Origin of the sequence: Citrobacter sp. Cpo012 (assembly GCF_030333015.1) — a bacterium.
Lineage (GTDB): Bacteria > Pseudomonadota > Gammaproteobacteria > Enterobacterales > Enterobacteriaceae > Citrobacter > Citrobacter portucalensis.
Genome location: NZ_JAOWGR010000040.1, coordinates 186,043 through 211,500 on the forward strand (window position 1 = coordinate 186,043; position 25,458 = coordinate 211,500).

A 25,458-nucleotide genomic window follows, 5' to 3' on the forward strand; every position below is an offset into this window, starting at 1 on the left:
ATACATGGGGATGGAAAACTACAATCCGCCGCAGGAACCCTGGCTGGTCATCCTGTATCAGGATGACCACATTATGGTGGTCAACAAGCCGAGCGGCTTGTTGTCTGTGCCAGGTCGTCTGGATGAGCACAAAGACAGCGTGATGACGCGTATTCAGCGCGATTATCCGCAGGCTGAATCCGTGCATCGTCTGGATATGGCAACCAGCGGCGTGATTGTAGTCGCGCTAACCAAAGCGGCAGAGCGCGAGCTAAAACGCCAGTTTCGCGAGCGCGAACCGAAAAAACAGTATGTCGCACGCGTCTGGGGGCATCCTGCTCCGGCCGAGGGTCTGGTTGATTTACCGCTGATTTGCGACTGGCCGAACAGGCCAAAGCAAAAAGTGTGTTATGAGACCGGGAAATCGGCGCAGACCGAGTATGAAGTTGTGGAGTTCGCGGCGGATAACACCGCCCGGGTCGTGCTCAAACCCATTACCGGACGCTCCCACCAGCTGCGTGTGCATATGCTGGCTTTAGGGCATCCTATCCTGGGCGACCGCTTCTATGCTCCGCCGGAAGCTCTCGCGTTAGCGCCGCGCCTGTTGCTGCATGCAGAGATGTTAACCATCACGCATCCCGAATACGGCAACAGTATGACGTTTAAAGTCCCGGCGGATTTTTAAATTCTGAGCCAATTTATGCCGGGGGCGCTTCGCTTGCCCGGCCTACATTCATTAACGTAGGCCGGATAAGGCGCTAGCCGCATCCGGCAATTCAATCACTTGAATCCTTTTTGATCCTTAATCAGCTCGTAAGCTTTTTGGATTTCCTGCGCTTTTTGCTTCGCCATTTCCATCATCTCTGGCGGCAGACCTTTCGCGACCAGTTTGTCCGGATGGTGCTCGCTCATCAGCTTACGGTAAGCCCGCTTGATGGTGGTCGCATCGTCGGTCGTTTTCACACCCAGCACATTACAGGCGTCTTCCAGCGTCGGGCCGCGTTGCGCCTGCTGCCAGCCACCGCCGCCAGACTGCTGCTGATATCCGCCGCCAAACTGTGCGCCGCCCTGCATCATGCGCAGGAACTGATCAAATTGGGTGCGTGAGATCCCCAACTCTTCAGCAATCACATACAGCACTTCACGTTCGTTAGGATGCAACGACCCATCGGCAAATGCCGCCTGGATCTGAATCTCCAGAAACATGCGGATCAGATCGAATCGACCAAAACAGACGCTGCGAAACTGACGCATCTTTTCACGTAATGGGTAATTATCCGATTTTCCTACCCGGAAGGCATGTTGTGCAGCCGTTCGCGAGTCACCGTGCAAATTCATCCGATCCATCAACTGGCTGGCGATATGTATATCGGCTTCCGTGACGCGACCTTTGGATTTGGTCAGATGTCCCATCACCTCAAAAGTGGTGGCAAAAAACAGCGCCTGGCGTTCACGTTGGTTGGCAAACCACGCCATTTTGCGCATACGGGCTTTGTCGAACATGTGGCCAACTAACAGCCCCAGAACCACACCCCAGAAGCCGCCGCCCATCATTAAGGCCACGGCTACACCAATTATCTTTCCCCAATACTGCATAGACTCCCCAAATCTTTCCGCTCTCAGCCAGGCTATGTCCCACAATATAAGGTGCTTTTACCGATTTACGGCTGCGGTCAATTGTGGGACATCGCCTATAATTTGCATTATCATACCTGTCATTCAATGCCGTGCCTAACACCACAAACGCTATACCCGTTGGATTTCGAGTTGCAGCAAGGCGGCAACGTAGTGAGTCCCCTGGAGCTTACCCATGTAAGTGACGGGGGTGAACGAGGAAGACAACGAAGATGCAGCTTGAAAGGTGGCGGGTATAAAATGGGCAGGATTAATACTAGCGAAGTGAAGATGAGATAAGTTAGGCTGTGACCGTTTGTCACGCGCGACGCTACTGATGATGGAACAATAAATACAACGTATGAAAAAACGTATTCCCACTCTTCTGGCCACCATGATTGCCAGCGCCCTCTATAGCCATCAGGGCCTGGCAGCCGATCTCGCCTCACAGTGTATGCTGGGCGTGCCGAGCTATGACCGTCCTCTGGTACAGGGCGAGACTAATGAGTTACCCGTCACCATCAATGCCGACAACGCAAAAGGGAATTATCCCGATGACGCGGTGTTTACCGGCAACGTGGATATCGCACAGGGTAACAGCCGCCTGCAGGCCGACGAAGTACAGCTTCATCAGAAACAGGCTGAAGGCCAGCCGGAGCCAGTACGTACCGTCGATGCGTTGGGCAATGTCCATTATGACGACAATCAGGTTATTCTGAAGGGACCGAAGGGCTGGTCCAATCTGAATACCAAAGATACCAACATCTGGGAAGGTGATTACCAGATGGTGGGCCGTCAGGGGCGCGGGAAAGCCGACCTGATGAAACAGCGTGGGGAAAACCGTTATACCATTCTGGAAAACGGTAGCTTTACCTCCTGTCTGCCAGGTTCCGATACCTGGAGCGTCGTCGGTAGCGAAGTTATCCACGACCGTGAAGAACAGGTCGCGGAGATCTGGAACGCCCGTTTTAAACTGGGTCCGGTTCCGGTCTTTTATAGTCCTTATTTACAGTTACCCGTCGGCGATAAACGCCGTTCCGGTTTCCTGATCCCGAACGCAAAATATTCCACCAATAACTATTTTGAGTTCTACCTTCCGTATTACTGGAACATTGCGCCCAATATGGACGCCACTATCACGCCACATTATATGCACCGTCGTGGCGGGATCATGTGGGAGAACGAATTCCGCTACCTCACCCAGGCGGGTGCGGGCTTGATGGAGTTCGACTATCTGAATTCCGATAAAGTGTACGAGGACGAACATCCGAAGGATGACAATTCACGCCGCTGGCTGTTCTACTGGCAGCACGCCGGTGTACTGGACCAGGTGTGGCGTTTCAACGTCGACTACACCAAGGTCAGCGACACCAGCTACTTTAACGATTTCGATAATAAATACGGTTCCAGTACCGACGGCTACGCCACGCAGAAATTCAGCGTCGGCTACGCGGTACAAAACTTTGACGCTACGGTATCGACCAAGCAGTTCCAGGTCTTCGACGCACAAAACAGTAATAGCTACTCTGCTCAGCCGCAGTTAGACGTCAACTACTACCAAAACGACGTTGGTCCGTTTGATACCCGTATTTATGGCCAGGCGGTCCATTTCGTCAATACCAATGACAACATGCCGGAAGCAACGCGTGTTCACCTGGAACCGACGATCAATCTGCCGTTGTCGAATAACTGGGGCAGTATCAATACCGAAGCGAAGCTGCTGGCGACACACTATCAGCAGACCAATCTGGATTGGTACAACAACAACCCGAGTAACGTTAACAAGCTCGACGAGTCAGCCAACCGCGTCATGCCGCAGTTTAAAGTTGACGGCAAAATGGTATTCGAGCGCGACATGCAAATGCTGGCACCGGGCTATACCCAGACGCTGGAGCCACGCGCGCAGTACCTGTACGTACCGTATCGCGACCAGAGTCATATCTATAACTATGACTCATCCTTGCTGCAATCTGACTACAGCGGCCTGTTCCGTGACCGTACTTATGGCGGTCTGGACCGTATTGCTTCTGCCAACCAGGTGACGACCGGGGTCACATCTCGCGTTTATGATGACGCTGCCGTTGAACGTTTTAATATTTCTGTGGGTCAAATCTACTATTTCACCGAGTCTCGCACCGGCGATGACAACATTAAATGGGAGAATGACGACAAAACGGGTTCACTGGTATGGGCGGGCGACACCTACTGGCGTATCTCCGATCGCTGGGGTTTACGCAGTGGGATCCAGTACGACACGCGTCTGGATAGTATCGCCAACAGCAGCAGCAGTATCGAATACCGTCGCGATGAAAACCGGATGCTGCAGTTGAATTACCGTTACGCCAGCCCGGAATATATCCAGGCGACTCTACCGTCTTACTACTCTACGGCAGATCAGTATAAAAACGGGATTTCGCAGGTGGGCGCGGTGGCAAGCTTCCCAATTGCTGAGCGTTGGTCGATTGTTGGCGCTTACTACTTCGATACCAACGTGAACAAAGAAGCAGATTCAATGCTGGGCTTACAGTACAACTCCTGCTGTTACGCCATTCGCTTCGGCTACGAGCGTAAGCTGAACGGTTGGGATGACAAACAGCAACACGCGATTTATGACAACACGATCGGCTTTAATATCGAACTGCGCGGTCTGAGCTCCAACTACGGTCTCGGCACCAACCAAATGCTGCGTTCGAACATTTTGCCGTATCAAAGCTCTTTATGATCTGATTGATTTACAACGTAATCCGCATTGCGGTTAATTGAAATGGAAAAAGTATGAAGAACTGGAAAACGCTGCTTCTCGGTATCGCCATGATCGCGAATACCAGTTTCGCTGCCCCACAGGTAGTCGATAAAGTTGCAGCCGTCGTCAATAACGGCGTCGTTCTGGAAAGCGACGTCGATGGCTTAATGCAGTCAGTAAAACTGAATGCAGGTCAGGCAGGTCAGCAATTACCGGATGACGCTACGCTGCGTCATCAGATCCTGGAACGTTTGATCATGGATCAAATCCTCCTGCAAATGGGTCAGAAGATGGGGGTGAAAATCTCTGACGAGCAGTTGGATCAGGCTATTGCCAACATCGCCAAGCAGAACAACATGACGCTGGATCAGATGCGCAGCCGCCTGGCACAGGATGGCTTAAGCTATTCAACCTATCGTAGCCAGATCCGCAAAGAGATGACCATCTCCGAAGTGCGTAACAACGAAGTTCGCCGTCGCATCACCATCCTGCCTCAGGAAGTAGATGCCCTGGCGCAGCAGGTAGGCAACCAAAACGATGCCAGCACCGAGCTGAACCTGAGCCACATTCTGATCCCATTACCAGAAAACCCAACGTCCGACCAGGTTAACGCGGCTGAAAGCCAGGCGCGCTCGGTTGTTGATGAAGCGCGTAACGGTAGTGATTTCGGCAAACTGGCTATTACTTATTCCGCTGACCAGCAGGCGCTGAAAGGCGGTCAGATGGGTTGGGGACGTATTCAGGAGCTGCCGGGTATCTTTGCCCAAGCGTTAAGCACTGCGAAAAAAGGCGATATCATTGGCCCAATTCGTTCCGGTGTCGGCTTCCACATCCTGAAAGTCAACGATATGCGTGGCCAAAGCCAGAGCATCTCCGTGACTGAAGTTCATGCTCGCCACATTCTGCTTAAGCCGTCGCCGATCATGACCGATCAGCAGGCGCGTCTGAAGCTGGAACAAATCGCGGCAGATATTAAGAGCGGTAAAACTACCTTCGCGGCAGCCGCTAAAGAGTTTTCTCAGGATCCAGGCTCTGCCAACCAGGGCGGCGATCTGGGCTGGGCTGCTGCGGATATTTTCGACCCTGCTTTCCGCGATGCGCTGACCAAACTTAACAAAGGCCAGATGAGCGCCCCGGTGCACTCCTCTTTCGGTTGGCATCTGATCGAACTGCTGGATACGCGTAACGTTGATAAAACTGACGCAGCGCAGAAAGACAGAGCTTACCGTATGCTGATGAACCGTAAATTCTCGGAAGAAGCAGCAACCTGGATGCAGGAACAGCGCGCCAGCGCTTACGTTAAAGTTCTGAGCAACTAATGACTCGTGCTCAACGCGTTGTTATCACTCCCGGCGAACCCGCCGGGATTGGCCCGGACCTGGTGGTTCAGCTCGCCCAGCGCGATTGGCCTGTAGAACTTGTTGTCTGTGCGGATGCAGCACTCCTCAATGACCGGGCAGCGATGCTCGGTTTACCGCTTTCACTCCTCCCCTACTCTCCAGATACCCCAGCCAAACCGCAATCAGCAGGCACATTGACGCTGTTACCGATTGCGCTGCGGGCACCTGTTGTCGCGGGTCAGTTGGCGGTAGAAAACGGGCAATATGTGGTGGATACGCTGGCTCGCGCCTGCGATGGCTGTCTGCAAGGTGAGTTTGCGGCGCTGATCACCGGCCCGGTTCACAAGGGCGTTATCAATGACGCTGGCGTCCCGTTTACCGGACATACCGAGTTTTTTGAAGAGCGCTCACAGGCAAAGAAAGTTGTTATGATGCTGGCGACCGAAGAGCTGCGCGTTGCCCTGGCAACCACGCATTTGCCGCTCAGAGCCGTTGCCGACGCCATTACGCCCGCCCTGCTTCAGGAAGTGATCGGCATTTTGCATCATGATTTACGCACCAAGTTCGGCATTGCCGATCCGCATATTCTGGTATGCGGTCTTAACCCGCATGCTGGTGAAGGCGGTCATATGGGAACGGAAGAGATAGATACCATCATTCCGGTACTCGATGAACTGCGTGCGCAGGGAATGAAATTAAACGGTCCGCTGCCCGCAGATACGCTGTTTCAGCCCAAATATCTCGACCACGCGGATGCCGTGCTGGCAATGTACCACGATCAGGGTCTCCCCGTGCTAAAATACCAGGGATTTGGTCGCGGTGTGAATATCACGCTGGGCCTGCCCTTTATTCGCACATCCGTCGATCACGGCACCGCACTTGAACTCGCGGGCCGTGGACAAGCAGATGTCGGCAGTTTTATTACGGCGCTTAATCTCGCCATCAAAATGATTGTTAATACCAATGAATAATCGAGTCCATCAGGGCCATTTAGCCCGTAAACGTTTCGGGCAGAACTTCCTCAACGATCAGTTTGTGATCGAAAGTATTGTCTCTGCTATCAACCCGCAGAAAGGTCAGGCTATGGTCGAAATCGGCCCAGGCCTGGCGGCATTGACCGAACCAGTAGGCGAACGTCTGGACAAGCTCACGGTCATTGAACTCGACCGCGATCTGGCAGCACGCCTACAGACACACCCGTTTTTAGGGCCTAAGCTGACGATTTATCAGCAAGATGCCATGACCATGAACTTCGGCGAACTGGCACAAACGATGGGACAGCCGCTGCGCGTATTCGGCAACCTGCCGTACAACATCTCCACGCCGCTCATGTTCCATCTTTTTTCCTATACTGATGCCATTGCCGACATGCATTTCATGTTGCAAAAAGAGGTGGTGAATCGTCTGGTTGCAGGGCCAAACAGTAAAGCGTATGGTCGATTAAGCGTCATGGCGCAGTATTACTGCAATGTGATCCCGGTACTTGAAGTACCGCCTTCCGCATTTACGCCAGCGCCTAAAGTTGATTCAGCCGTTGTGCGTCTGGTCCCTCATACGACGATGCCGTACCCGGTTAAAGATGTTCGTGTGCTGAGCCGTATTACCACTGAAGCGTTTAATCAGCGCCGTAAAACGGTACGTAACAGTCTCGGCAACCTGTTTAGCGTTGAAGTACTGACAGAGCTGGGCATTGATCCGGCGATGCGAGCGGAAAATATCTCTGTCGCGCAATACTGCCGGATGGCTAACTATCTGTCAGAAAACGCGCCATCGAAGGAGAGTTAAACATGATCAATTCGCCCCGAGTGTGCATTCAGGTACAAAGCGTCTACATTGAGGCGCAATCCTCACCTGATGATGAACGTTACGTTTTTGCTTACACCGTAACTATCCGCAATTTGGGGCGAGCGCCTGTGCAGCTGTTGGGGCGTTATTGGTTGATCACTAATGGTCATGGCCGCGAAACCGAAGTTCAGGGTGAAGGCGTGGTTGGCGTCCAGCCCCACATCGAACCCGGCGAAGAGTACCAGTACACCAGCGGTGCGGTGATTGAAACGCCGCTGGGCACCATGCAGGGTCATTACGAAATGATCGATGAACAAGGCATCGCCTTTACCATCGATATTCCCGTATTCCGACTCGCCGTTCCAACACTCATTCATTAAAACAATAATTATGGCGACATACCTTATTGGCGACGTTCACGGTTGTTACGATGAACTGGTAGCCTTGCTGCATCAGGTAGACTTTAATTCCGAAAAAGACACCCTATGGCTCACCGGCGATCTGGTCGCTCGTGGACCGGGCTCGCTGGACGTTTTGCGCTACGTGAAATCACTGGGCGACAGCGTGCGGTTAGTATTGGGTAATCACGATTTACACCTGCTGGCCGTATTTGCTGGTATCAGTCGTAATAAACCTAAAGACAGGGTCACATCGCTGCTCGAAGCACCGGATGCCGACGAATTACTTAACTGGCTCCGCCGTCAACCGCTGTTGCAGGTAGACGAAGAGAAGAAGCTGGTGATGGCGCATGCCGGTATCACCCCACAGTGGGACCTGCAGACGGCAAAAGACTGTGCTCGCGATGTTGAAGCCGTGTTGTCGAGCGACTCGTATCCCTTCTTCCTTGATGCGATGTACGGCGACATGCCGAATAACTGGACCCCGGAACTCACCGGGCTGGCGCGCCTGCGTTTTATTACCAACGCCTTTACCCGCATGCGTTACTGCTTCCCTAACGGTCAGTTGGATATGTACAGCAAAGAGTCACCAGAAGACGCACCTGCTCCGCTGAAGCCGTGGTTTGCCATTCCTGGACCTGTCAGTGAAGCATACAACATTGCATTCGGGCACTGGGCATCGCTGGAGGGTAAAGGCACGCCAGAAGGCATTTACGCGCTGGATACGGGGTGTTGCTGGGGAGGCGATCTCACCTGTCTGCGCTGGGAAGACAAACAGTACTTCGTGCAGCCGTCAAATCGCCATCTGAATCTGGATCCTGGCGAAGCGGTCAACGCCTGATAGTCGTTTGCCGGATGCGGTGCTCGCACCTTATCCGGCCTACATTAGCTGGATGATAAGGCGTTTCGCCGCTATCCGGCACTTACAGTATTAACGACGTTCCAGAATCTCGAAGCAGTAGCTGTGAGAGTTTTGCGCGTCGGCATCGTGGAATTCACTGAACACCGATTCCCAGTCATCCGGTTCGTAGTCCGGGAAATGCGTATCCCCTTCCACTTCCGCATCAATGTGCGTCAGATACAGTTTATGCGCTTTTGGCAGGAACTGCTCATACACACGCCCACCGCCAATCACCATAATTTCAGGCTCATCGCCGCAAGCCGCAATTGCTTCATCCACAGACTTCACCCACTGCACGCGATCGTCGGTGCCAGGCTTACTGCTGATGACGATATTTTTACGCCCAGGTAACGGTCGCCCGATGGATTCCCAGGTGTGGCGTCCCATGACAACCGGCTTGTTTAAGGTATTACGTTTAAACCAGGCGAGATCGGCAGGGAGGTTCCACGGCATGGCGTTCTCCATACCGATGACGCGATCTACCGCTAACGCCGCAATCAGACTGATCATTGAATATTTCCCGGATACAAAAAAATTGTCGCCACTATACGGAAAGCGCAATCTTTCGTCGACTGGCGGAAAGAGGATGAACAGGAAAATTTTCCGTTCTGCTGGCGAACCGACCTATTTAAGGTGGTACGCCAGCATTACAGTAGTTCAAAAACAGCCAATTAGCAGTAAAGTTTGCAGAACATCACATTTTTTACCCTATGCTGACGGTTTCACTTCCGGCTCATCGGCGACGTCGCCCGTATGCTTACCTTCATCCGTGCCTTGCCAGCCATGGCGCTGAATTAACGATAAGTGCTGACGATCTTCCGCAATAATTTCACTCAGCATTGCGCTGGTGCGTTTATAAACGGCTGCGCGGGAAGTCGCGTCATTTTCCCCTTTCACCATCTCCTCTACCATCATGGTATTGAATCGGCGGAATACGTCAGCCCGCTCACGTGCCTCATAGCGCCCTAGCCCGAGACCTTCCAGCGCCAGACGTCCGGTCTTCAGTGCACCTTCAAAGGTTTCACGTTCCGGCATATCCACGCCCGCCTGGCGCAGGCGGATGTAATGATCCACGTCGCGCGCGCGGGCAATAATTTGCAGATGCGGGAAATGCTCTTTCACCATTTCGGTTAATTGCAGACTGGTTTGCGGATCGTCAATGGCATTAATAATGACTTCAGCTTTCGCCGCCCCGGCAGACTCCAGCAGATCCATCCGGGTCGCGTCGCCATAGAAAACCTTCATCCCGAATTTACGCAGCGTTTCGATATGGTCCGGGTCATGATCAAGAACCACCATTTTGACCCCGCTCGACAACAGCAAACGACCGGTTATCTGGCCAAATCGCCCAAACCCGGCGATGATCACCCGCGGTTGCTCCTCATCGATTTCATCGGCTTCGCGCTCTTCTTCAGTCGCCGATTTTTCCAGACGCGTCAAAATCACCAGCAAAATCGGTGTAGCCGCCATCGACAACGCCACCGCCAGCGTCAGCGATTTCGCCCAGTCAGGATCGAGCACATTTGCCATTTGCGCCGCGCCAAACACCACAAAGGCAAACTCACTGCCCTGCCCTAATAATACGGCAAACCAGCGACGCTGCTTGTTCGGCACCTGCAACGGTTTCGCTATCAACCACAGCATGACGGTTTTGATAACCAGGAAACCGACCAGTAGAATGATAATGCGCAAGGGATTATCAATCAGCGTACCAAAGTCGATAGACATCCCTACACCGATGAAGAACAGCCCCAGCAGCAGTCCTTTAAATGGCTCAATGTCGCTTTCCAACGCGTGGCGATACTCAGAGCTTGCCAGCAGCACCCCGGCCAGGAATGCCCCCATCGCCATCGACAATCCAACCTCTTCCAACAGCAGACCGAAGCCAAACACGAGGAACAGCGCAACGGCACTGAACACTTCCCGCAGGCCCGAACGGGCGACAAAACGCAAGGCAGGACGTGTGACATAACGACCTAACAGCACCACCAGCACCAGTGCGCCCGCTACCTTAAGGGCAGACAATGCAAACGCCCCAAGCGTTGTTGATGCGCCACTCGCTGCCAGTAACGGAATCATCGCCACCAGTGGAATGGCCGCGATATCCTGGAACAGCAGCACGGCAAACGCGCTGCGGCCCATTTGCGACACCATCAGGTTGCGTTCATTCATCGCCTGCATAGCGATAGCCGTAGAGGAAAGCGCCAGCGTCATGCCGATCAGCTCCGCTACCTGCCAGCGCAGGCCGAGGAACATACAGAACACACCAATCAGGCCTCCGCAGACCACCATTTGCAATGCGCCGCCGCCGAACACCGAGGCTCGCAGTTTCCACAAACGTTGCGGATCCAGTTCCAGACCAATGACAAACAGCATCAGCACCACACCGATCTCCGCAAAATGCAGGATGGATTCAGCGTCCGTCACCAGCCTCAGGCCCCATGGGCCGATAATGCACCCGGCGATGAGATACCCCAGTACCGACCCGAGTCCCAGCCGTACGGCGATGGGGACAATCAGTGCCGCCGATCCGAGATAAATCAGCGCCTGTATCAGCGTATGGCTATCCATGGTGTGCCTCCTGCCATTCCATCAGACGCTGTTTGTAGTGACGCGCCTGCGCTTGCAGGGTTTCATCATCACAGATAAACGTACAGTGCATCGCAAACGGCGGTAGCCATTTGAGGCCACAATAAAGTGCCGTCGCCTGTAAGGGTTGAGAAAGCACATCAAATCCTGGATGGGAGCCAATATCGAAGTGGTTTTCACCGCCGCCGGTCGTCACCGCCCACAGCAGATGTTTACCGTGCAGCGCAGTACCGCCATGACCATACGCCCAGCCGTGCGAAAGGACTTTATCCATCCACAGCTTGAGTAATGGAGGTATGCTGTACCACTGCATCGGATGCTGCCAGATGATCAAATCAGCGCGTGCCAGCGCATCCTGTTCAGCGGCAATATCGATATTGAAGTCGGGGTAGAGCTGGTAGAGCGAGCGGATCTCCACGCCCTCCAGCGTCCTTGCCTGTTCAAGCATCCGCTTATTCGCATGCGAGTGCTGCGGATAGGGATGCGCATAAATGATGAGGATCATGATTAGCCTGTTTCACTGCATTATTGTAATAACAGTGAGTTTAGTCACTTAATCCACAGGCTAACAGTCAATATTATTGAGTGGCTGAATGGAGAAAACTGAACTAGTTATCCAGTTCACTCATATCTTTAACCTGATCGCGGTTAATCTGTTCCGTCTTACCCGTCTGGGCATTTTTATACGACACCAGGCCAGTATCATCATCGACTTGCGGTTTGCCGTCAGTGACGATTGTTTTGCCATCGGTGGTTTTAACCGCCTGGTTTGAGGAACAACCGGCCACGGTAAACAGTGCTGCTGCGGTAAAAATTGAGGTGATCAGGATATGTTTTTGCATGGTGTTCTCCCTGCTTTTCAGTTGTTTTTAGTGATATACCCAGTTAACTGTAGGCTAACTGACTGAGTTGCAGGGAAAATACAGAACACTCCTAATAACTCGCCCTGGTCACGGGCTTACTGCGAATCGTCATTTGACTGGTTTGCGCCAGCGTCAGACCTCGCGTTTCCGGGGCGAAAGCGATGGACACAAGCAGGCCAATCAGCGAAATTCCTGCGCCCATCAGCATGACATTGCTGATCCCGTATTTGGTAATGAACACCGGCAGCGCCCATGTTGAAACAATGGTGCCGATGCGGCTTAAGGACATAATCACCCCGACAGCAGATGCGCGAATGTCGGTAGGGAACAGTTCATTTGGGTACAGCCACTGAAGATTTCCCGGTCCCCCCGAGAAAAAGGCGTACACGGCAAACGCCAGCACCACCAGCCACGCTCCCATATCAGGAATTAACCCCAGCACGGCCAGCGCCAGCGTCATCATAATAAAGCTGCCAATTAACAATGGCCGACGGCCCGCGCTATTGAGCCAGAACATGGGTGGAATGCACCCCAGCATAAAGCACAGGCTTATCACCACATTGCCCAACGCCGCGCTTTTCCCGGCACCAAGCCCCAACAGTCCAACAATCTGCGGACCAAAGGTATAAATGGCGAACATCGGGATCACCTGACAGGTCCAGATAGCGGCGACAAACAGGACAAACGGGAAATGACGGCGGTTAAACAGCTGCAGGAAGCGCGTCTCCTGCGGCGCCTCTTCGTCGAACACCACCGGTTCGCCGAACAGTTTGATCATCATCGCTTCACACTCTTTCACCCGACCTTTACGCAGCAGCCAGCGCGGCGATTCAGGAAGATCGAAGCGCCCAATCAGGATCAAAATACAAGGGATCACCGCGCTGCCCAGCATCCAGCGCCATCCTCCTTCAACATCATACAGCCAGTAACCGACCAGATCGGCACAGGTGGCGCCGACATACCACATCGCGGCGATAAAACCGATGGAGAAAGCGCGCTGGCGGGTATTGGAGAACTCAGTAATCATCGAGGTAGCAATCGGATAATCGGCACCAATCACAATGCCGATCAGCACACGCATTACCAACAGCTCAATGGGTGAGGAAACAAACATGGTTGCCGCCGATATCACGCCAATGGCGATAATATCGATGATGAACATTTTGCGCCGCCCGACCTTATCGGAAATGTAGCCAAACAGCGACGTCCCCACAAACAGACCGGCGAGCGTGCCGGCACCCAGCAGACCAATCCACTGTGCGTCCAGTTTCAATGCTGGCGTGAGCTGTTCCAGCGCCACGCCAATCATCACCAGCACATAACCATCCAGAAATGGCCCACCGCTTCCCCACAGCATTATCCGGCGGTGAATAGAGGTAAATTTGATGTCATCAAAGTTCCTGGGCTGCTGCATAGCGACTTCCTGTTTCAATACGGGCAAAGCGTCATCTGTAGGCCGGATAAGGCGTTTACGCCGCCATCCGGCATTGGCGCCACATGATTGCCGGATGGCGACGCTACCGCGTCTTATCCGACCTACGGGTGCACAACCTCATACTTATTAGCCGTAGCGAAACTCCACGCCAAATGTCCCGCGCGGGTATTCCCATTTTTCCAACGCTGTATCAAGTCCGAGAATGCGGCACGTTCCGCACTCCAGGCATCCGGCGTAATCAAAACGGACGCTGCCGTCGTCCTGCTTTTTATACAGTCCGGCTGGACAAGCCTTAATCAGTACTTCCAGCGCCTGTTTATCAGGATCGGTTTTGAGAATGATGTGCGGGCTGTCTTCATCCACATTGAACTTATTGACGCCCAGTTTGACGTCCACATTGACGGGAGATGTCATAATACGGTCACTCCTTTCAGGCCATCTTTCACCAGGTTGATGAAGCCCACTTTCTTCGCATGACGCAGGATTTTTTTGCGCATTGGCACCGGAGCAGAGCCATCCACGGTGAACAGGTCGCGCGCGATGCTGACCGCCATTTCGGGATAGGCGGTAAACATGCGTGGGTTATCAAGGAAAGCGGGAAGCTTCTGATACATGCGCATATCGCGCATTGGACCATCATCGAGATGCTGACGGTATTCGCCCAGCGACTGTTTGCTGAAGTCGTCGCGCTTCATTGCGGAAAGCACCGTTTTCGCGGCCGCTTCGCCTGCGGATATGGCGAGATCCATACCGCGGATGGTAAAGCCGAGGTTCATACACATTCCGGCAGCATCACCGGCAATCAGCACACCTTCACCCACCAGTTCAGGCTGCATATTCATACCGGCCTCCGGTACGACGTGCGCGGCATATTCCACCAGCTTGCCACCGGCGATCAGTGGGGCAACCGCCGGATGCTGTTTGAAATCTTCCAGCATTTGTGGGACCGATTTTTTAGCATCTTTCAGATGATGAAGACCGCAGACCAGCCCCAGAGAAAGGGTCGTTTCATTAGTATAGAGGAAGCCCCCGCCCATCAACCCATCAGTTGGAGAACCGGCAAACAGGCAAGCTGCACCTTCGTTCCCCTGCAACTGGAAACGATCTTCAATCACCGATTTTGGCAATTCGATCAGCTCTTTTACGCCAACGGCAACATGCGATGCCTCAACGCGCTTTGCCATGCCCAGTTTTTCTGCCAACAAAGAATTCACCCCGTCAGCGAGGATCACCACTTTGGCTTCCAGAATATCGCCGTCGGCTTCCACACCCACGACTTTGCCTTCGCGCTGCACAACGTTATCCACCCGAATACCGGTGATAAGCTGGGCTCCCGCCTCCTCGGCCTGCTCCATCAGCCAGGCGTCAAATTTGCTGCGTAAGACGGAATAAGAAACCTGCGACGATGCAGCCTCTTCACCATTGCAATAGTCGATGGTCATCGCCCCTTTGTCGGTCATAAAGGCGAGTTTTTCGTGGGTGATTATGCGTTCAATGGGGGCCTGCTCAGCAAAGCCGGGAATGATGCGTTCCAGGCTATGGGCATACATGCGCCCACCGGTGACATTCTTCGCGCCAGCAGAATTGCCGCGCTCGATGACCAGCACCTGTGCACCTTCCCGAGCCAGCACCAGCGCCGCAACCGAACCGGCCAGACCTGCACCCACGATGATGGCATCAAAGATATCTTCGGACATACGTACTCCTGTCAGTGGCAGGATACTTTCGCACCCTGCCCGAATGGTTTAACGCGCCAGAGCAGCCGTCAGCGCAGGCAGGATCTTCAGCGCATCGCCAACGATGCCAAAATCTGCGTACTGGAAGATCGGCGCATTTTTATCTTTGTTGATGGCGAAAATCGTCTGCGCGCCGTTGGCGCCGACCATATGTTGGATCTGCCCGGAGATCCCCACGGCCAGGTACAGTTCTGGTTTGAGCATCAGGTTGGAAATGCCGACGTAGCGTTCGTGCTCCATCCACTTCTCGTTTTCCGCCACTGGACGGGAACAGGCCAGCTCAGCGCCAATCGCCTGGCACAGCGCTTCGGCCAGCGAGATATTTTCTTTGCTACCAATACCGCGTCCCACGCTGACCACCAGACGGGCTTTGTCGAGATCGACGCTGTTGCTCTGACGCGCCTGCGTTGCCGTACGGGTCACGGCGATAGTCGGAGCCTGCCACTGAACGGTGTGCACCTCGCCGCTGCGGGCGGTATCCGGTTGCTGCGCGTCAAACGTTCCGCTGCTGAGAGTGATCACGGCAAACGGTGAAGCGATTGTTTCTGCTCCCATCGCCAGGCCGCCGTAGACCATATGTTTGACCGCCGCTTTTCCGTCCTGCACCGCGACTGCGCTGGCGTCGTTTGAGACTGCAGCCGACAAGCGAAAGCCCAGCTTTGCCGCTAACAGCTTGCCCCGACGCGTATTCGGCAGCAGCACCGCGCCGCCCTCGCTGTGCTGACGAATGGTTTCGGCCATCGCATCGGCGTAGTCTTCAACCATACGGTCTTCTGGTTTGCCGCTGAGCAGCCAGACATGATCCGCACCTAAATGGCATGCCGCCGCGCTGTCTTCATCGCTGAGCACAAACGTGTTAACGTTTTCACCTAAAGCCTGCGCACCATTCATCAGTTCCGGCAGACGAGAAGGGGTATCGCTGAATACCCAGACACTGGAAAATTTGTTCATAACATCCCCTGATAATTAAATGATTTTGCGAAGATTCTCGACAAACGCGGCAATCTGTTCTTCACCGTCACCTTCAATCACAACGCGCTGACGCTCGCGCTGCTTCGGTGCGGCAACCTGTTGTTCGGAATACGCTTGCGCGCCGTTCAGCCCAATGTCCGCAGACGACCAGACCTGGACCGGTTTTTTCGCCGCGCCAAGAATGGCTTTCATGGAAGGGATTTGAGGGGTGTTGATGTCGGTAGAGACCGCGATCACCGCCGGAAGCGGGATACTCAGGGTTTCAACTTCATCTTCCAGTTCACGCTCTACCGTCAGCGTGCTGTCGGTAAGAGAGAGGATTTTACTCACGCTGTTAATCGCCGGCACGTTCAGCATTTCGCCCACCAGCAGACCAACCTGCTGAGCATAAAGATCGGAAGAACCGTCGCCGCAAATAAGCAGATCAAAACCTGATTTTTGTGCGGCGGCAGCCAGCGCAGTGGCGGTTTGTTGCGGCAGCGCCTGTTCAAAGTGATCGTCAATGACAACAATCAGTTCATCAGGGCCACGGGAGAGCACATCTTTGCGCCCTTTTGCATTGGTCAGCGCTTTGCCGCCGACGCTCATGGCCACAACCTGAGCCTCTCCCACCTGCTGTTTTAACTGGCAAGCCGCTTCGATCGCATTCAGATCATATTGGCTGATTTTGCCATCTGCTTTGCTGAAATCGAGTGTTCCATCAGCATTATTAATCGCAATATCCTGCTCATCAGGTACGCATTTGTAGCAAGTAATTATCTTCATTGCATCTCCAGAAATCATGAAGGAAACGTATTTATATCGGCGGTGTTAAATACAGATATCACGCTCTTTAATTCGGAAATAAAACATTAATCACCAATATTGAAAATGTCACACATTGATATTCGTAACTTTCAATAGTGTTATGCACCTCACCAATATTGAAAGAAACATGTCAAATACGAAAATTTTCAATATTGTTTGCTGGTTCAACAATATTGAACGTCAGTCACTTAAAAAAGTTAAAAAAGCAACATCAACATTATGATTAATAAGAGAATTATTTGTATTTTCAGACAAAATAACCAGCATAAGAAAGTGTGACACAGATAACAGAATAGCCGGAAATGAATACCCATTATGAGTTACTCACTGAGGCGCCCAGAGGTTAAAAGGTTATCAACAAATCATTAATAATAAATAAACAAACGATCACATACGGGCACGCTAAATAAATTTCGTTTTCACACTGGAATTCACTTATGAAAAATGAAAAGAGAAAGTCGGGAATTGAACCGAAGGTTTTTTTTCCGCCATTAATAATTGTTGGGATACTTTGTTGGTTAACAGTAAGAGATCTTGATGCCGCTAACGTCGTTATTAATGCGGTATTCAGTTATGTCACCAACGTCTGGGGTTGGGCATTCGAATGGTATATGGTCGTCATGCTCTTCGGCTGGTTCTGGTTGGTCTTTGGCCCGTATTCGAAAAAGAAATTAGGCGACGAAAAACCTGAGTTTAGTACCGCCAGCTGGATTTTTATGATGTTCGCTTCCTGTACATCCGCCGCGGTGCTGTTCTGGGGTTCCATCGAGATCTACTACTATATCTCTACCCCGCCGTTTGCTCTCGTCCCCAACTCCGTTGGCGCAAAAGAGATAGCTCTGGCGTACAGCTTGTTCCACTGGGGACCGCTGCCGTGGGCGACCTACAGCTTCCTTTCAGTCGCGTTCGCCTACTTCTTCTTTGTACGCAAAATGGACGTTATCCGCCCCAGTTCCACGCTGGTACCGTTAGTTGGCGAGAAGCATGCTAAGGGCTTGTTCGGCACCATCGTCGATAACTTCTATCTGGTGGCGCTGATCTTCGCGATGGGCACCAGCCTCGGTCTCGCTACCCCGCTGGTAACCGAGTGTATGCAATGGCTGTTCGGTATTCCGCATACGCTGCAACTCGACGCCATCATCATTACCTGCTGGATCATATTGAACGCCATTTGCGTGGCCTGCGGCCTGCAAAAAGGGGTCAAGATCGCCAGCGACGTACGTAGTTATCTGAGCTTCCTGATGCTCGGCTGGGTGTTTATCGTCAGTGGCGCCAGCTTCATCATGAACTACTTCACCGACTCGGTCGGCATGCTGCTGATGCATCTGCCGCGCATGCTGTTCTATACCGATGCCATCGGCAAAGGCGGCTTCCCGCAGGGCTGGACTGTTTTCTACTGGGCGTGGTGGGTTATTTACGCTATCCAGATGAGTATCTTCCTGGCACGTATTTCTCGGGGTCGTACCGTACGTGAACTGTGTTTCGGGATGGTACTGGGCCTGACCGCTTCCACCTGGATCCTGTGGACCGTCCTTGGCAGCAACACGCTGCTGCTGATGGATAAAAACATTCTCAACATCCCACAACTGATTGAACAACACGGCGTGGCGCGCGCCATTATCGAAACCTGGGCTGCTTTACCGCTCAGCACCGCCACCATGTGGGGATTCTTTATCCTCTGCTTTATTGCCACCGTCACGCTGATTAACGCCTGCTCCTACACCCTGGCGATGTCCACCTGTCGCGAAGTTCGTGATGGTGAAGAACCGCCGCTGTTGGTGCGTATCGGTTGGTCCGTTCTGGTCGGCATCATCGGCATCGTTCTGCTGGCGCTGGGTGGGCTGAAGCCTATTCAGACCGCAATTATCGCCGGGGGATGTCCGCTGTTCTTCGTCAACATCATGGTGACGCTGTCCTTTATTAAAGACGCCAAAGTGCACTGGAAAGACAAGTAATTCTTATTAACCCAATTGATCAAGAGGCTGAAAGATGGATTTCAACTTAAATGACGAGCAGGAACTGTTTGTCGCCGGTATTCGTGAACTGATGGCCAGTGAGAACTGGGAAGCTTATTTTGCCGAGTGCGATCGCGACAGCGTCTACCCTGAGCGTTTTGTAAAAGCGCTGGCGGATATGGGCATCGATAGCCTGTTGATCCCAGAAGAACACGGCGGCCTGGAAGCCGGTTTTGTCACCGTTGCCGCCGTCTGGATGGAACTCGGACGTCTTGGCGCACCGACTTACGTGTTGTACCAATTACCGGGAGGTTTTAACACTTTCCTGCGTGAAGGGACTCAGGAGCAAATTGATAAAATCATGGCGTTCCAGGGCACCGGTAAGCAGATGTGGAACTCTGCTATCACCGAACCGGGAGCGGGATCGGATGTTGGCAGTCTGAAAACCACTTATACACGCAAAAATGGTAAGGTTTATCTTAATGGCAGTAAGTGCTTTATCACCAGTAGCGCCTATACCCCGTACATCGTAGTGATGGCGAGAGATGGTGCATCACCGGATAAACCTGTTTATACCGAGTGGTTTGTTGACATGAGCAAAGCGGGTATCAAGGTCAACAAACTGGAGAAACTCGGTCTGCGCATGGATAGCTGCTGTGAAATCACCTTTGATGACGTTGAACTGGACGAGAAAGACATGTTCGGTCGGGAAGGTAATGGCTTCAACCGTGTGAAAGAAGAGTTTGACCATGAACGCTTCCTCGTCGCGCTGACCAACTACGGTACGGCAATGTGCGCTTTTGAAGACGCCGCGCGTTACGCCAACCAACGCGTGCAGTTTGGCGAAACGATCGGCCGTTTCCAGCTGATCCAGGAGAAGTTCGCGCACATGGCGATCAAACTGAACTCCATGAAAAACATGCTGTTGGAAGCCGCATGGAAAGCGGATAACGGCACCATTACCTCCGGCGACGCAGCAATGTGCAAATACTTCTGCGCCAACGCCGCGTTTGAAGTGGTAGACACCGCCATGCAGGTACTGGGAGGTGTTGGTATCGCGGGCAACCACCGCATCACGCGTTTCTGGCGTGACCTGCGCGTTGACCGTGTTTCTGGTGGTTCTGACGAAATGCAGATCCTGACGTTGGGTCGTGCGGTACTCAAGCAATACCGCTAGAACGACGCAACCTGTAGGCCTGATAAGACGCCTTAGCGTTGCCATCAGGCAATCAATGCCGGATGGCGGCGCGAGCGCCTTATCCGGCCTACATGGACACCCATAAATGCCAGGAGAAAAATGATGAATCATTTACCAATGCCAGCCTTCGGCCCGCTTTCCGGGGTACGCGTTGTTTTTTCAGGGATCGAAATCGCCGGTCCGTTCGCCGGACAGATGTTCGCTGAATGGGGTGCCGAGGTTATCTGGATTGAAAACGTCGCATGGGCCGATACCATCCGCGTACAGCCTAACTATCCGCAGCTCTCACGCCGTAACCTGCACGCTCTGTCGCTGAATATTTTCAAAGATGAAGGCCGGGAAGCGTTTCTGAAGCTGATGGAAACCACCGATATTTTCATTGAAGCCAGTAAAGGTCCGGCCTTTGCCCGCCGCGGTATTACCGATGAAGTGCTGTGGGAACATAACCCGAAACTGGTTATCGCCCACCTTTCCGGCTTCGGCCAGTTTGGTACCGAGGAGTACACCAATCTTCCGGCGTATAACACCATCGCGCAAGCGTTCAGCGGCTATCTGATCCAAAACGGCGACGTGGATCAGCCAATGCCCGCCTTCCCGTACACCGCCGATTACTTCTCCGGGATGACCGCAACGACAGCAGCGCTGGCGGCCCTGCACAAAGTGCGCGAAACGGGTAAAGGTGAAAGCATCGATATCGCTATGTACGAAGTGATGCTGCGCATGGGTCAGTATTTCATGATGGATTACTTCAACGGCGGCGAAATTTGCCCACGCATGACCAAAGGCAAAGACCCGTATTACGCTGGCTGCGGCCTGTATAAATGCGCCGATGGCTATATCGTTATGGAGCTGGTCGGCATCACGCAAATCAACGAATGCTTCAAGGATATTGGCCTCGCCCACATTCTTGGCACACCGGAAGTCCCGGAAGGCACCCAGCTTATCCATCGTGTGGAATGCCCTTACGGCCCGCTTGTGGAAGAGAAACTGGACGCCTGGCTGGCAACGCACACCATCGCCGAAGTCCAGGCGCGCTTTGCTGAGCTGAACATCGCCTGCGCGAAGGTGTTGACTATTCCTGAACTGGAAGGCAACCCGCAGTACGTTGCCCGTGAATCTATTACTCAGTGGCAAACAATGGATGGCCGCACCTGCAAAGGGCCAAACATCATGCCGAAATTTAAAAACAATCCGGGGAAAATCTGGCGTGGCATGCCGTCACATGGCATGGATACTGCCGCCATTCTGAAAAATATTGGTTATAGCGAAGCAGACATAAATGAGCTGGTCGGCAAAGGCCTGGCCAGAGTTGAGGAATAAACGCGACGCGCTGACCCCTCGATGGTTAGCGCTCACGCCTGATTTCAGTGGATAAAGCAATATGGATATCGTTGGCGGACAAAACTTACGTCAGATGTGGGACGACCTGGCCGGGGTGTACGGAGATAAAACGGCGTTAATTTTCGAATCCTGCGAAGGAGTTGTTCGGCAGTTTAGCTATGCCTCGCTCAATGAAGAGATTAACCGCACGGCAAACCTGTTCCATTCCTTAGGGATCCGCAAGGGCGATAAGGTCGCATTGCATCTGGATAACTGTCCGGAATTCATTTTTTGCTGGTTTGGGCTGGCAAAAATTGGTGCCATTATGGTACCGATTAATGCCCGCTTGCTGGGTGAAGAAAGTGCCTGGATCCTGCAAAACAGCCAGGTAAGTCTGCTGGTCACCAGCGCCCAGTTTTATCCTATGTACCGCCAGATACGGCTGGAAAATAGCACCCCGCTTAATCATATCTGTCTGATTGGCGAACAGCTTCCGGCTGACGACGGCGTGAGTCACTTTACCCAACTGCAATCCCGCCAGTCCGCCACGCTGTGCTATACGCCCGCGTTATCCACTGACGATACGGCAGAAATTCTGTTTACCTCAGGCACCACCTCACGGCCTAAAGGGGTGGTAATTACCCACTACAACCTGCGTTTTGCAGGCTACTACTCTGCCTGGCAAATCGCCCTGCGCGATGATGACGTCTACATGACGGTGATGCCCGCGTTTCATATCGACTGTCAGTGTACCGCCGCAATGCCCGCATTCTCCGCTGGCAGCACCTTTGTGCTGCTAGAGAAGTACAGTGCCAGGGCGTTCTGGAATCAGGTGCATAGATATAAGGCGACCGTTACCGAATGCATTCCGATGATGATCAGAACGCTAATGGTGCAGCCCGCTGCACCAACCGACAGACAGCATCACCTGCGCGAAGTGATGTTCTACCTCAATTTATCCGAGCAGGAAAAAGACGATTTTACCGAACGCTTTGGCGTCAGGCTGCTGACCTCCTACGGTATGACTGAAACCATCGTCGGTATTATCGGCGACCGTCCCGGTGACAAACGACGCTGGCCCTCCATTGGTCGCGTGGGATTTAGCTATGAAGCCGAAATCCGCGACGATCACAACCGTCCCCTGCCCGCCGGAGAAATTGGCGAAATCTGTATTAAAGGCGTGCCGGGCAAAACAATCTTCAAAGAGTACTACGCGCAGCCGGAGGCTACCGCCAAAGCGCTGGAACCTGAGGGCTGGTTACATACCGGTGATTCGGGCTATCAGGATGAGGATGGCTATTTTTATTTCGTCGACAGGCGCTGCAACATGATTAAACGCGGCGGGGAAAATGTCTCCTGCGTCGAGCTGGAAAATATTATTTCTGCGCATCCCAAAATTCAGGACATTGTGGTTGTCGGTATTAAAGATTCGATCCGTGATGAAGCCATTAAAGCGTTTATCGTCCTTAATGAAGGTGAAACATTAAGCGAAGCCGAGTTCTTCAGCTTCTGCGAAAACAATATGGCGAAATTCAAGGTTCCCTCTTTTATGGAGATAAGAACCGACCTGCCGCGCAATTGTTCAGGAAAAATAATCAAAAAAAATCTGAAATAACCCTTCCGACAGGAACTCCTCCTGCCGGGAAATCTATTTATCTGGAGATGAACTATGAGTGATTCATTACATCTGACCCGTAACGGCCCGATCCTGGAAATTACCCTCGATCGGCCTAAAGCCAATGCCATTGACGCCAAAACCAGCTTTGCCATGGGTGAAGCGTTTCTTAATTTTCGTGACGACCCGGAATTACGCGTAGCGATTATCACCGGCGGCGGTGAGAAATTCTTTTCTGCGGGCTGGGACTTAAAAGCAGCAGCTGAAGGTGAAGCGCCAGATGCCGATTTTGGCCCAGGCGGCTTCGCCGGTTTAACCGAAATTTTCGATCTCGATAAGCCGGTCATCGCTGCGGTAAACGGCTATGCGTTTGGCGGTGGTTTTGAGCTGGCGCTGGCAGCGGATTTTATTGTCTGCGCGGAAAACGCCAGCTTCGCACTGCCGGAAGCCAAGCTCGGGATCGTGCCTGACAGCGGCGGCGTACTGCGTCTGCCTAAGCTGCTGCCACCGGCAATCGTCAACGAAATGGTGATGACCGGCAGACGAATGAGCGCCGAAGAAGCGCTGCGTTGGGGTATCGTCAACCGCGTTGTCAGCCAGGGCGAACTGATGGATAGCGCGCGTGAACTGGCGCAGCAGTTGGTCAATAGCGCCCCGCTGGCTATCGCCGCACTGAAAGAGATCTATCGCACCACCAGCGAAATGCCGGTGGAAGAAGGCTACCGCTACATCCGCAGCGGCGTGCTGAAGCACTATCCATCTGTACTGCATTCGGAAGATGCGCTTGAAGGTCCGCAGGCGTTTGCCGAAAAACGCGACCCGGTGTGGAAAGGACGTTAATAAGCCGATGCCGGATAGCGATTCGCTTATCCGGCAATAAAACCGAGATAAAACGATGAGCTACTACGCCTTTGAGGGCCTGATTCCGGTGGTACATCCGGATGCCTTTGTCCATCCCAGCGCCGTGCTGATTGGCGATGTCATAGTGGGTGCCGGAGTTTATATTGGCCCGCACGCGTCATTGCGCGGTGACTATGGTCGCTTGATCCTGGAGGCAGGTTCTAATTTGCAGGATGGCTGCATCATGCACGGCTACTGCGACACCGACACCATCGTGCATGAGAACGGACACATCGGCCATGGCGCAATCCTGCACGGTTGCGTGGTGGGCAGAGATGCGCTGATCGGCATGAACAGCGTCATTATGGACGGCGCAGCGATTGGCGAAGAGAGCATTGTCGCCGCCATGAGCTTTGTCAAAGCCGGATTTCAGGGAGAGGCAAGGCAGATGCTGGTTGGCTCACCCGCTCGCGTATTGCGTGAAGTCACGGACCAGGAACTGCACTGGAAACGGCTAAACACCAAAGAGTATCAGGATCTTGCAACTCGCTGCCACACAGGTCTACACGAAACACTGCCCTTAACGCGGGTCGAAGAAAACCGGCCACGCCTGAAAGGCACAACGGACGTAAAACCCAAATCAGCACAGTAATTGATGCCGGATGCGCTCACGCTTATCCGGCCTACGCGTCAATCACCGTTTATGCCGCCATCAGGCAAACTGATTATTAGCGACGCATACTCTTGGAGAGCATCATCTGCCATTTCTGCTCACGGTTGAGCTCTGTTGGAGGAACGGCAGACAGGCGTGGCGTTTTCGCCATGCTCACCTTTTTCTCCTGCAAATTGTGATTCAGTCGGCTATAGAGATGAGAGTCAATACTCACGACTTTCACCAGACGCTGGCACTGACAACCCCGACCGGCAATCTGATTAGGGATCATCTTAACTTCACAAACAATTTCTCCCACTTCCGACAGAATATAAGAGAGCGTATTAATTGCTTTGCAGTGCTCGATATCAAAATGGCGGGAAATTTCCTTTGCGGTGATCCAACGATCCTCGGCCATCATCCAGTCAGCAATTAACAAATAAAGCGGTCTTTCAACATATTTTTCACACATAAGCACACCATTTTCACAAATTAAAAATCTGGCTACGGCCTGTCCAAATTAATAAAAACTAAGCCATATTAAAATTGTGGATATAAAGGATAGTATGCGACTTGAATGTTGATTAGTGTGAGCAATATCGTGCTTATTACATTGAAAATGTGGTTACGGAAACGGACTTGTCCAGGAATGACCTTACGCAAGACAAAAAAAGGGTTTCTTTACAGAAACCCTTTCAAAATTATATTACAGATCC

24 protein-coding genes are annotated in these 25,458 nt (G+C 52.7%); 13 read left to right on the forward strand and 11 right to left on the reverse strand.

The annotated features are described in order from the left end of the window. Window positions 1-4 precede the first annotated feature (4 nt). Window positions 5-664 (forward strand): bifunctional tRNA pseudouridine(32) synthase/23S rRNA pseudouridine(746) synthase RluA, encoded by a 660-nt coding sequence (gene rluA / locus OGX90_RS15365; protein WP_008786174.1) that lies wholly within the window; start codon window positions 5-7, stop codon window positions 662-664. Window positions 665-759: 95 nt separating this feature from the next. On the opposite strand, the gene djlA is transcribed toward rluA, so the two are convergent. Then, on the reverse strand, window positions 760-1,575 hold the full coding sequence (djlA, locus tag OGX90_RS15370) for a co-chaperone DjlA (protein WP_008786173.1): 816 nt from the start codon (window positions 1,573-1,575) through the stop codon (window positions 760-762). 379 nt (window positions 1,576-1,954) lie between these two features. On the opposite strand from djlA, the gene lptD reads away from it, so the two are divergent. The 6 genes from lptD to apaH are packed head-to-tail and all read left to right on the forward strand — an operon-like array spanning window position 1,955 to window position 8,700. Then, window positions 1,955-4,315 carry an LPS assembly protein LptD gene (gene lptD / locus OGX90_RS15375; RefSeq protein WP_137377563.1) on the forward strand — a complete coding sequence of 787 codons (2,361 nt, stop codon included), beginning with the start codon at window positions 1,955-1,957 and terminating at the stop codon, window positions 4,313-4,315. Window positions 4,316-4,368: 53 nt separating this feature from the next. Next, the gene (gene surA / locus OGX90_RS15380; RefSeq protein WP_032942346.1) at window positions 4,369-5,655 is read left to right on the forward strand and encodes a peptidylprolyl isomerase SurA; all 1,287 of its coding nucleotides are present in this window, start codon (window positions 4,369-4,371) and stop codon (window positions 5,653-5,655) included. After that, window positions 5,655-6,647, forward strand: a complete 993-nt coding sequence (gene pdxA / locus OGX90_RS15385) for a 4-hydroxythreonine-4-phosphate dehydrogenase PdxA (protein ID WP_008786171.1) — start codon at window positions 5,655-5,657, stop codon at window positions 6,645-6,647. The genes surA and pdxA overlap by 1 nt, the downstream gene beginning before the upstream one ends. Further along, window positions 6,640-7,461, forward strand: a complete 822-nt coding sequence (gene rsmA / locus OGX90_RS15390; RefSeq protein WP_003829609.1) for a 16S rRNA (adenine(1518)-N(6)/adenine(1519)-N(6))-dimethyltransferase RsmA — start codon at window positions 6,640-6,642, stop codon at window positions 7,459-7,461. Before pdxA ends, rsmA begins: the two co-directional genes overlap by 8 nt. Window positions 7,462-7,463: 2 nt before the next feature. Further along, window positions 7,464-7,841: a Co2+/Mg2+ efflux facilitator ApaG/CorD gene (apaG, locus tag OGX90_RS15395; RefSeq protein ID WP_003018867.1), complete on the forward strand. Its 378-nt coding sequence runs from the start codon at window positions 7,464-7,466 to the stop codon at window positions 7,839-7,841. A 10-nt stretch (window positions 7,842-7,851) separates the two neighbouring features. Next, window positions 7,852-8,700: a bis(5'-nucleosyl)-tetraphosphatase (symmetrical) ApaH gene (gene apaH / locus OGX90_RS15400; RefSeq protein WP_234692549.1), complete on the forward strand. Its 849-nt coding sequence runs from the start codon at window positions 7,852-7,854 to the stop codon at window positions 8,698-8,700. A 90-nt stretch (window positions 8,701-8,790) separates the two neighbouring features. Here the strand turns inward: apaH and folA are convergent, their stop codons facing one another. From folA to OGX90_RS15445, 9 genes are all read right to left on the reverse strand, one after another. Continuing rightward, window positions 8,791-9,270, reverse strand: coding sequence for a type 3 dihydrofolate reductase (gene folA / locus OGX90_RS15405; RefSeq protein WP_234692550.1), 480 nt, complete (start codon window positions 9,268-9,270; stop codon window positions 8,791-8,793). 198 nt (window positions 9,271-9,468) lie between these two features. Beyond that, window positions 9,469-11,331 (reverse strand): glutathione-regulated potassium-efflux system protein KefC, encoded by a 1,863-nt coding sequence (gene kefC / locus OGX90_RS15410; RefSeq protein ID WP_003829616.1) that lies wholly within the window; start codon window positions 11,329-11,331, stop codon window positions 9,469-9,471. Next, a complete protein-coding gene (kefF, locus tag OGX90_RS15415) occupies window positions 11,324-11,854 on the reverse strand; it encodes a glutathione-regulated potassium-efflux system oxidoreductase KefF (protein ID WP_057068715.1) in 531 nt (176 codons plus the stop codon). The genes kefC and kefF overlap by 8 nt, the downstream gene beginning before the upstream one ends. Before the next feature lie 103 nt (window positions 11,855-11,957). Continuing rightward, a complete protein-coding gene (locus OGX90_RS15420) occupies window positions 11,958-12,191 on the reverse strand; it encodes a YgdI/YgdR family lipoprotein (protein ID WP_003018880.1) in 234 nt (77 codons plus the stop codon). Window positions 12,192-12,282: 91 nt separating this feature from the next. Further along, window positions 12,283-13,626, reverse strand: a complete 1,344-nt coding sequence (locus OGX90_RS15425; RefSeq protein ID WP_020996234.1) for an MFS transporter — start codon at window positions 13,624-13,626, stop codon at window positions 12,283-12,285. A 147-nt stretch (window positions 13,627-13,773) separates the two neighbouring features. Next, complete coding sequence (gene fixX / locus OGX90_RS15430; protein ID WP_000203736.1) at window positions 13,774-14,061, reverse strand: ferredoxin-like protein FixX; 288 nt, start codon at window positions 14,059-14,061, stop codon at window positions 13,774-13,776. Next, entirely contained in the window at window positions 14,058-15,344 is a 1,287-nt protein-coding gene (locus OGX90_RS15435) for an FAD-dependent oxidoreductase (protein ID WP_286624214.1), read from the reverse strand. Before OGX90_RS15435 ends, fixX begins: the two co-directional genes overlap by 4 nt. 48 nt (window positions 15,345-15,392) lie before the next feature. Then, window positions 15,393-16,334, reverse strand: a complete 942-nt coding sequence (locus OGX90_RS15440) for an electron transfer flavoprotein subunit alpha/FixB family protein (protein ID WP_008786167.1) — start codon at window positions 16,332-16,334, stop codon at window positions 15,393-15,395. Between the two features lie 15 nt (window positions 16,335-16,349). Beyond that, the gene (locus OGX90_RS15445) at window positions 16,350-17,120 is read right to left on the reverse strand and encodes an electron transfer flavoprotein FixA (protein ID WP_234692553.1); all 771 of its coding nucleotides are present in this window, start codon (window positions 17,118-17,120) and stop codon (window positions 16,350-16,352) included. Between the two features lie 479 nt (window positions 17,121-17,599). On the opposite strand from OGX90_RS15445, the gene caiT reads away from it, so the two are divergent. The 6 genes from caiT (at window position 17,600) to caiE (ending at window position 24,742) form a co-directional block, all read left to right on the forward strand. Then, entirely contained in the window at window positions 17,600-19,117 is a 1,518-nt protein-coding gene (caiT, locus tag OGX90_RS15450; protein ID WP_234692554.1) for an L-carnitine/gamma-butyrobetaine antiporter, read from the forward strand. Between the two features lie 34 nt (window positions 19,118-19,151). Next, window positions 19,152-20,294, forward strand: coding sequence for a crotonobetainyl-CoA dehydrogenase (gene caiA, locus OGX90_RS15455; RefSeq protein WP_003018898.1), 1,143 nt, complete (start codon window positions 19,152-19,154; stop codon window positions 20,292-20,294). A gap of 123 nt (window positions 20,295-20,417) precedes the next feature. Then, window positions 20,418-21,635, forward strand: a complete 1,218-nt coding sequence (gene caiB / locus OGX90_RS15460; RefSeq protein ID WP_003018901.1) for an L-carnitine CoA-transferase — start codon at window positions 20,418-20,420, stop codon at window positions 21,633-21,635. A gap of 61 nt (window positions 21,636-21,696) precedes the next feature. Then, the gene (gene caiC, locus OGX90_RS15465) at window positions 21,697-23,250 is read left to right on the forward strand and encodes a crotonobetaine/carnitine-CoA ligase (RefSeq protein ID WP_100271523.1); all 1,554 of its coding nucleotides are present in this window, start codon (window positions 21,697-21,699) and stop codon (window positions 23,248-23,250) included. A 54-nt stretch (window positions 23,251-23,304) separates the two neighbouring features. Then, on the forward strand, window positions 23,305-24,090 hold the full coding sequence (gene caiD, locus OGX90_RS15470; RefSeq protein WP_032942338.1) for a crotonobetainyl-CoA hydratase: 786 nt from the start codon (window positions 23,305-23,307) through the stop codon (window positions 24,088-24,090). A gap of 55 nt (window positions 24,091-24,145) precedes the next feature. Then, complete coding sequence (gene caiE / locus OGX90_RS15475; RefSeq protein ID WP_008786161.1) at window positions 24,146-24,742, forward strand: carnitine operon protein CaiE; 597 nt, start codon at window positions 24,146-24,148, stop codon at window positions 24,740-24,742. 76 nt (window positions 24,743-24,818) lie between these two features. Here the strand turns inward: caiE and caiF are convergent, their stop codons facing one another. After that, window positions 24,819-25,214 (reverse strand): carnitine metabolism transcriptional regulator CaiF, encoded by a 396-nt coding sequence (gene caiF, locus OGX90_RS15480; protein WP_003829705.1) that lies wholly within the window; start codon window positions 25,212-25,214, stop codon window positions 24,819-24,821. Window positions 25,215-25,458 lie beyond the last annotated feature (244 nt).

Excerpts from the sequence above, each read along its gene's own strand:
- rluA (WP_008786174.1), top strand. The coding sequence starts at position 5 with ATGGGGATGGAAAACTACAATCCGCCGCAGGAACCCTGGCTGGTCATC.
- djlA (WP_008786173.1), bottom strand. The coding sequence starts at position 1,575 with ATGCAGTATTGGGGAAAGATAATTGGTGTAGCCGTGGCCTTAATGATG.
- lptD (WP_137377563.1), top strand. The coding sequence starts at position 1,955 with ATGAAAAAACGTATTCCCACTCTTCTGGCCACCATGATTGCCAGCGCC.
- surA (WP_032942346.1), top strand. The coding sequence starts at position 4,369 with ATGAAGAACTGGAAAACGCTGCTTCTCGGTATCGCCATGATCGCGAAT.
- pdxA (WP_008786171.1), top strand. The coding sequence starts at position 5,655 with ATGACTCGTGCTCAACGCGTTGTTATCACTCCCGGCGAACCCGCCGGG.
- rsmA (WP_003829609.1), top strand. The coding sequence starts at position 6,640 with ATGAATAATCGAGTCCATCAGGGCCATTTAGCCCGTAAACGTTTCGGG.
- apaG (WP_003018867.1), top strand. The coding sequence starts at position 7,464 with ATGATCAATTCGCCCCGAGTGTGCATTCAGGTACAAAGCGTCTACATT.
- apaH (WP_234692549.1), top strand. The coding sequence starts at position 7,852 with ATGGCGACATACCTTATTGGCGACGTTCACGGTTGTTACGATGAACTG.
- folA (WP_234692550.1), bottom strand. The coding sequence starts at position 9,270 with ATGATCAGTCTGATTGCGGCGTTAGCGGTAGATCGCGTCATCGGTATG.
- kefC (WP_003829616.1), bottom strand. The coding sequence starts at position 11,331 with ATGGATAGCCATACGCTGATACAGGCGCTGATTTATCTCGGATCGGCG.
- kefF (WP_057068715.1), bottom strand. The coding sequence starts at position 11,854 with ATGATCCTCATCATTTATGCGCATCCCTATCCGCAGCACTCGCATGCG.
- OGX90_RS15420 (WP_003018880.1), bottom strand. The coding sequence starts at position 12,191 with ATGCAAAAACATATCCTGATCACCTCAATTTTTACCGCAGCAGCACTG.
- OGX90_RS15425 (WP_020996234.1), bottom strand. The coding sequence starts at position 13,626 with ATGCAGCAGCCCAGGAACTTTGATGACATCAAATTTACCTCTATTCAC.
- fixX (WP_000203736.1), bottom strand. The coding sequence starts at position 14,061 with ATGACATCTCCCGTCAATGTGGACGTCAAACTGGGCGTCAATAAGTTC.
- OGX90_RS15435 (WP_286624214.1), bottom strand. The coding sequence starts at position 15,344 with ATGTCCGAAGATATCTTTGATGCCATCATCGTGGGTGCAGGTCTGGCC.
- OGX90_RS15440 (WP_008786167.1), bottom strand. The coding sequence starts at position 16,334 with ATGAACAAATTTTCCAGTGTCTGGGTATTCAGCGATACCCCTTCTCGT.
- OGX90_RS15445 (WP_234692553.1), bottom strand. The coding sequence starts at position 17,120 with ATGAAGATAATTACTTGCTACAAATGCGTACCTGATGAGCAGGATATT.
- caiT (WP_234692554.1), top strand. The coding sequence starts at position 17,600 with ATGAAAAATGAAAAGAGAAAGTCGGGAATTGAACCGAAGGTTTTTTTT.
- caiA (WP_003018898.1), top strand. The coding sequence starts at position 19,152 with ATGGATTTCAACTTAAATGACGAGCAGGAACTGTTTGTCGCCGGTATT.
- caiB (WP_003018901.1), top strand. The coding sequence starts at position 20,418 with ATGAATCATTTACCAATGCCAGCCTTCGGCCCGCTTTCCGGGGTACGC.
- caiC (WP_100271523.1), top strand. The coding sequence starts at position 21,697 with ATGGATATCGTTGGCGGACAAAACTTACGTCAGATGTGGGACGACCTG.
- caiD (WP_032942338.1), top strand. The coding sequence starts at position 23,305 with ATGAGTGATTCATTACATCTGACCCGTAACGGCCCGATCCTGGAAATT.
- caiE (WP_008786161.1), top strand. The coding sequence starts at position 24,146 with ATGAGCTACTACGCCTTTGAGGGCCTGATTCCGGTGGTACATCCGGAT.
- caiF (WP_003829705.1), bottom strand. The coding sequence starts at position 25,214 with ATGTGTGAAAAATATGTTGAAAGACCGCTTTATTTGTTAATTGCTGAC.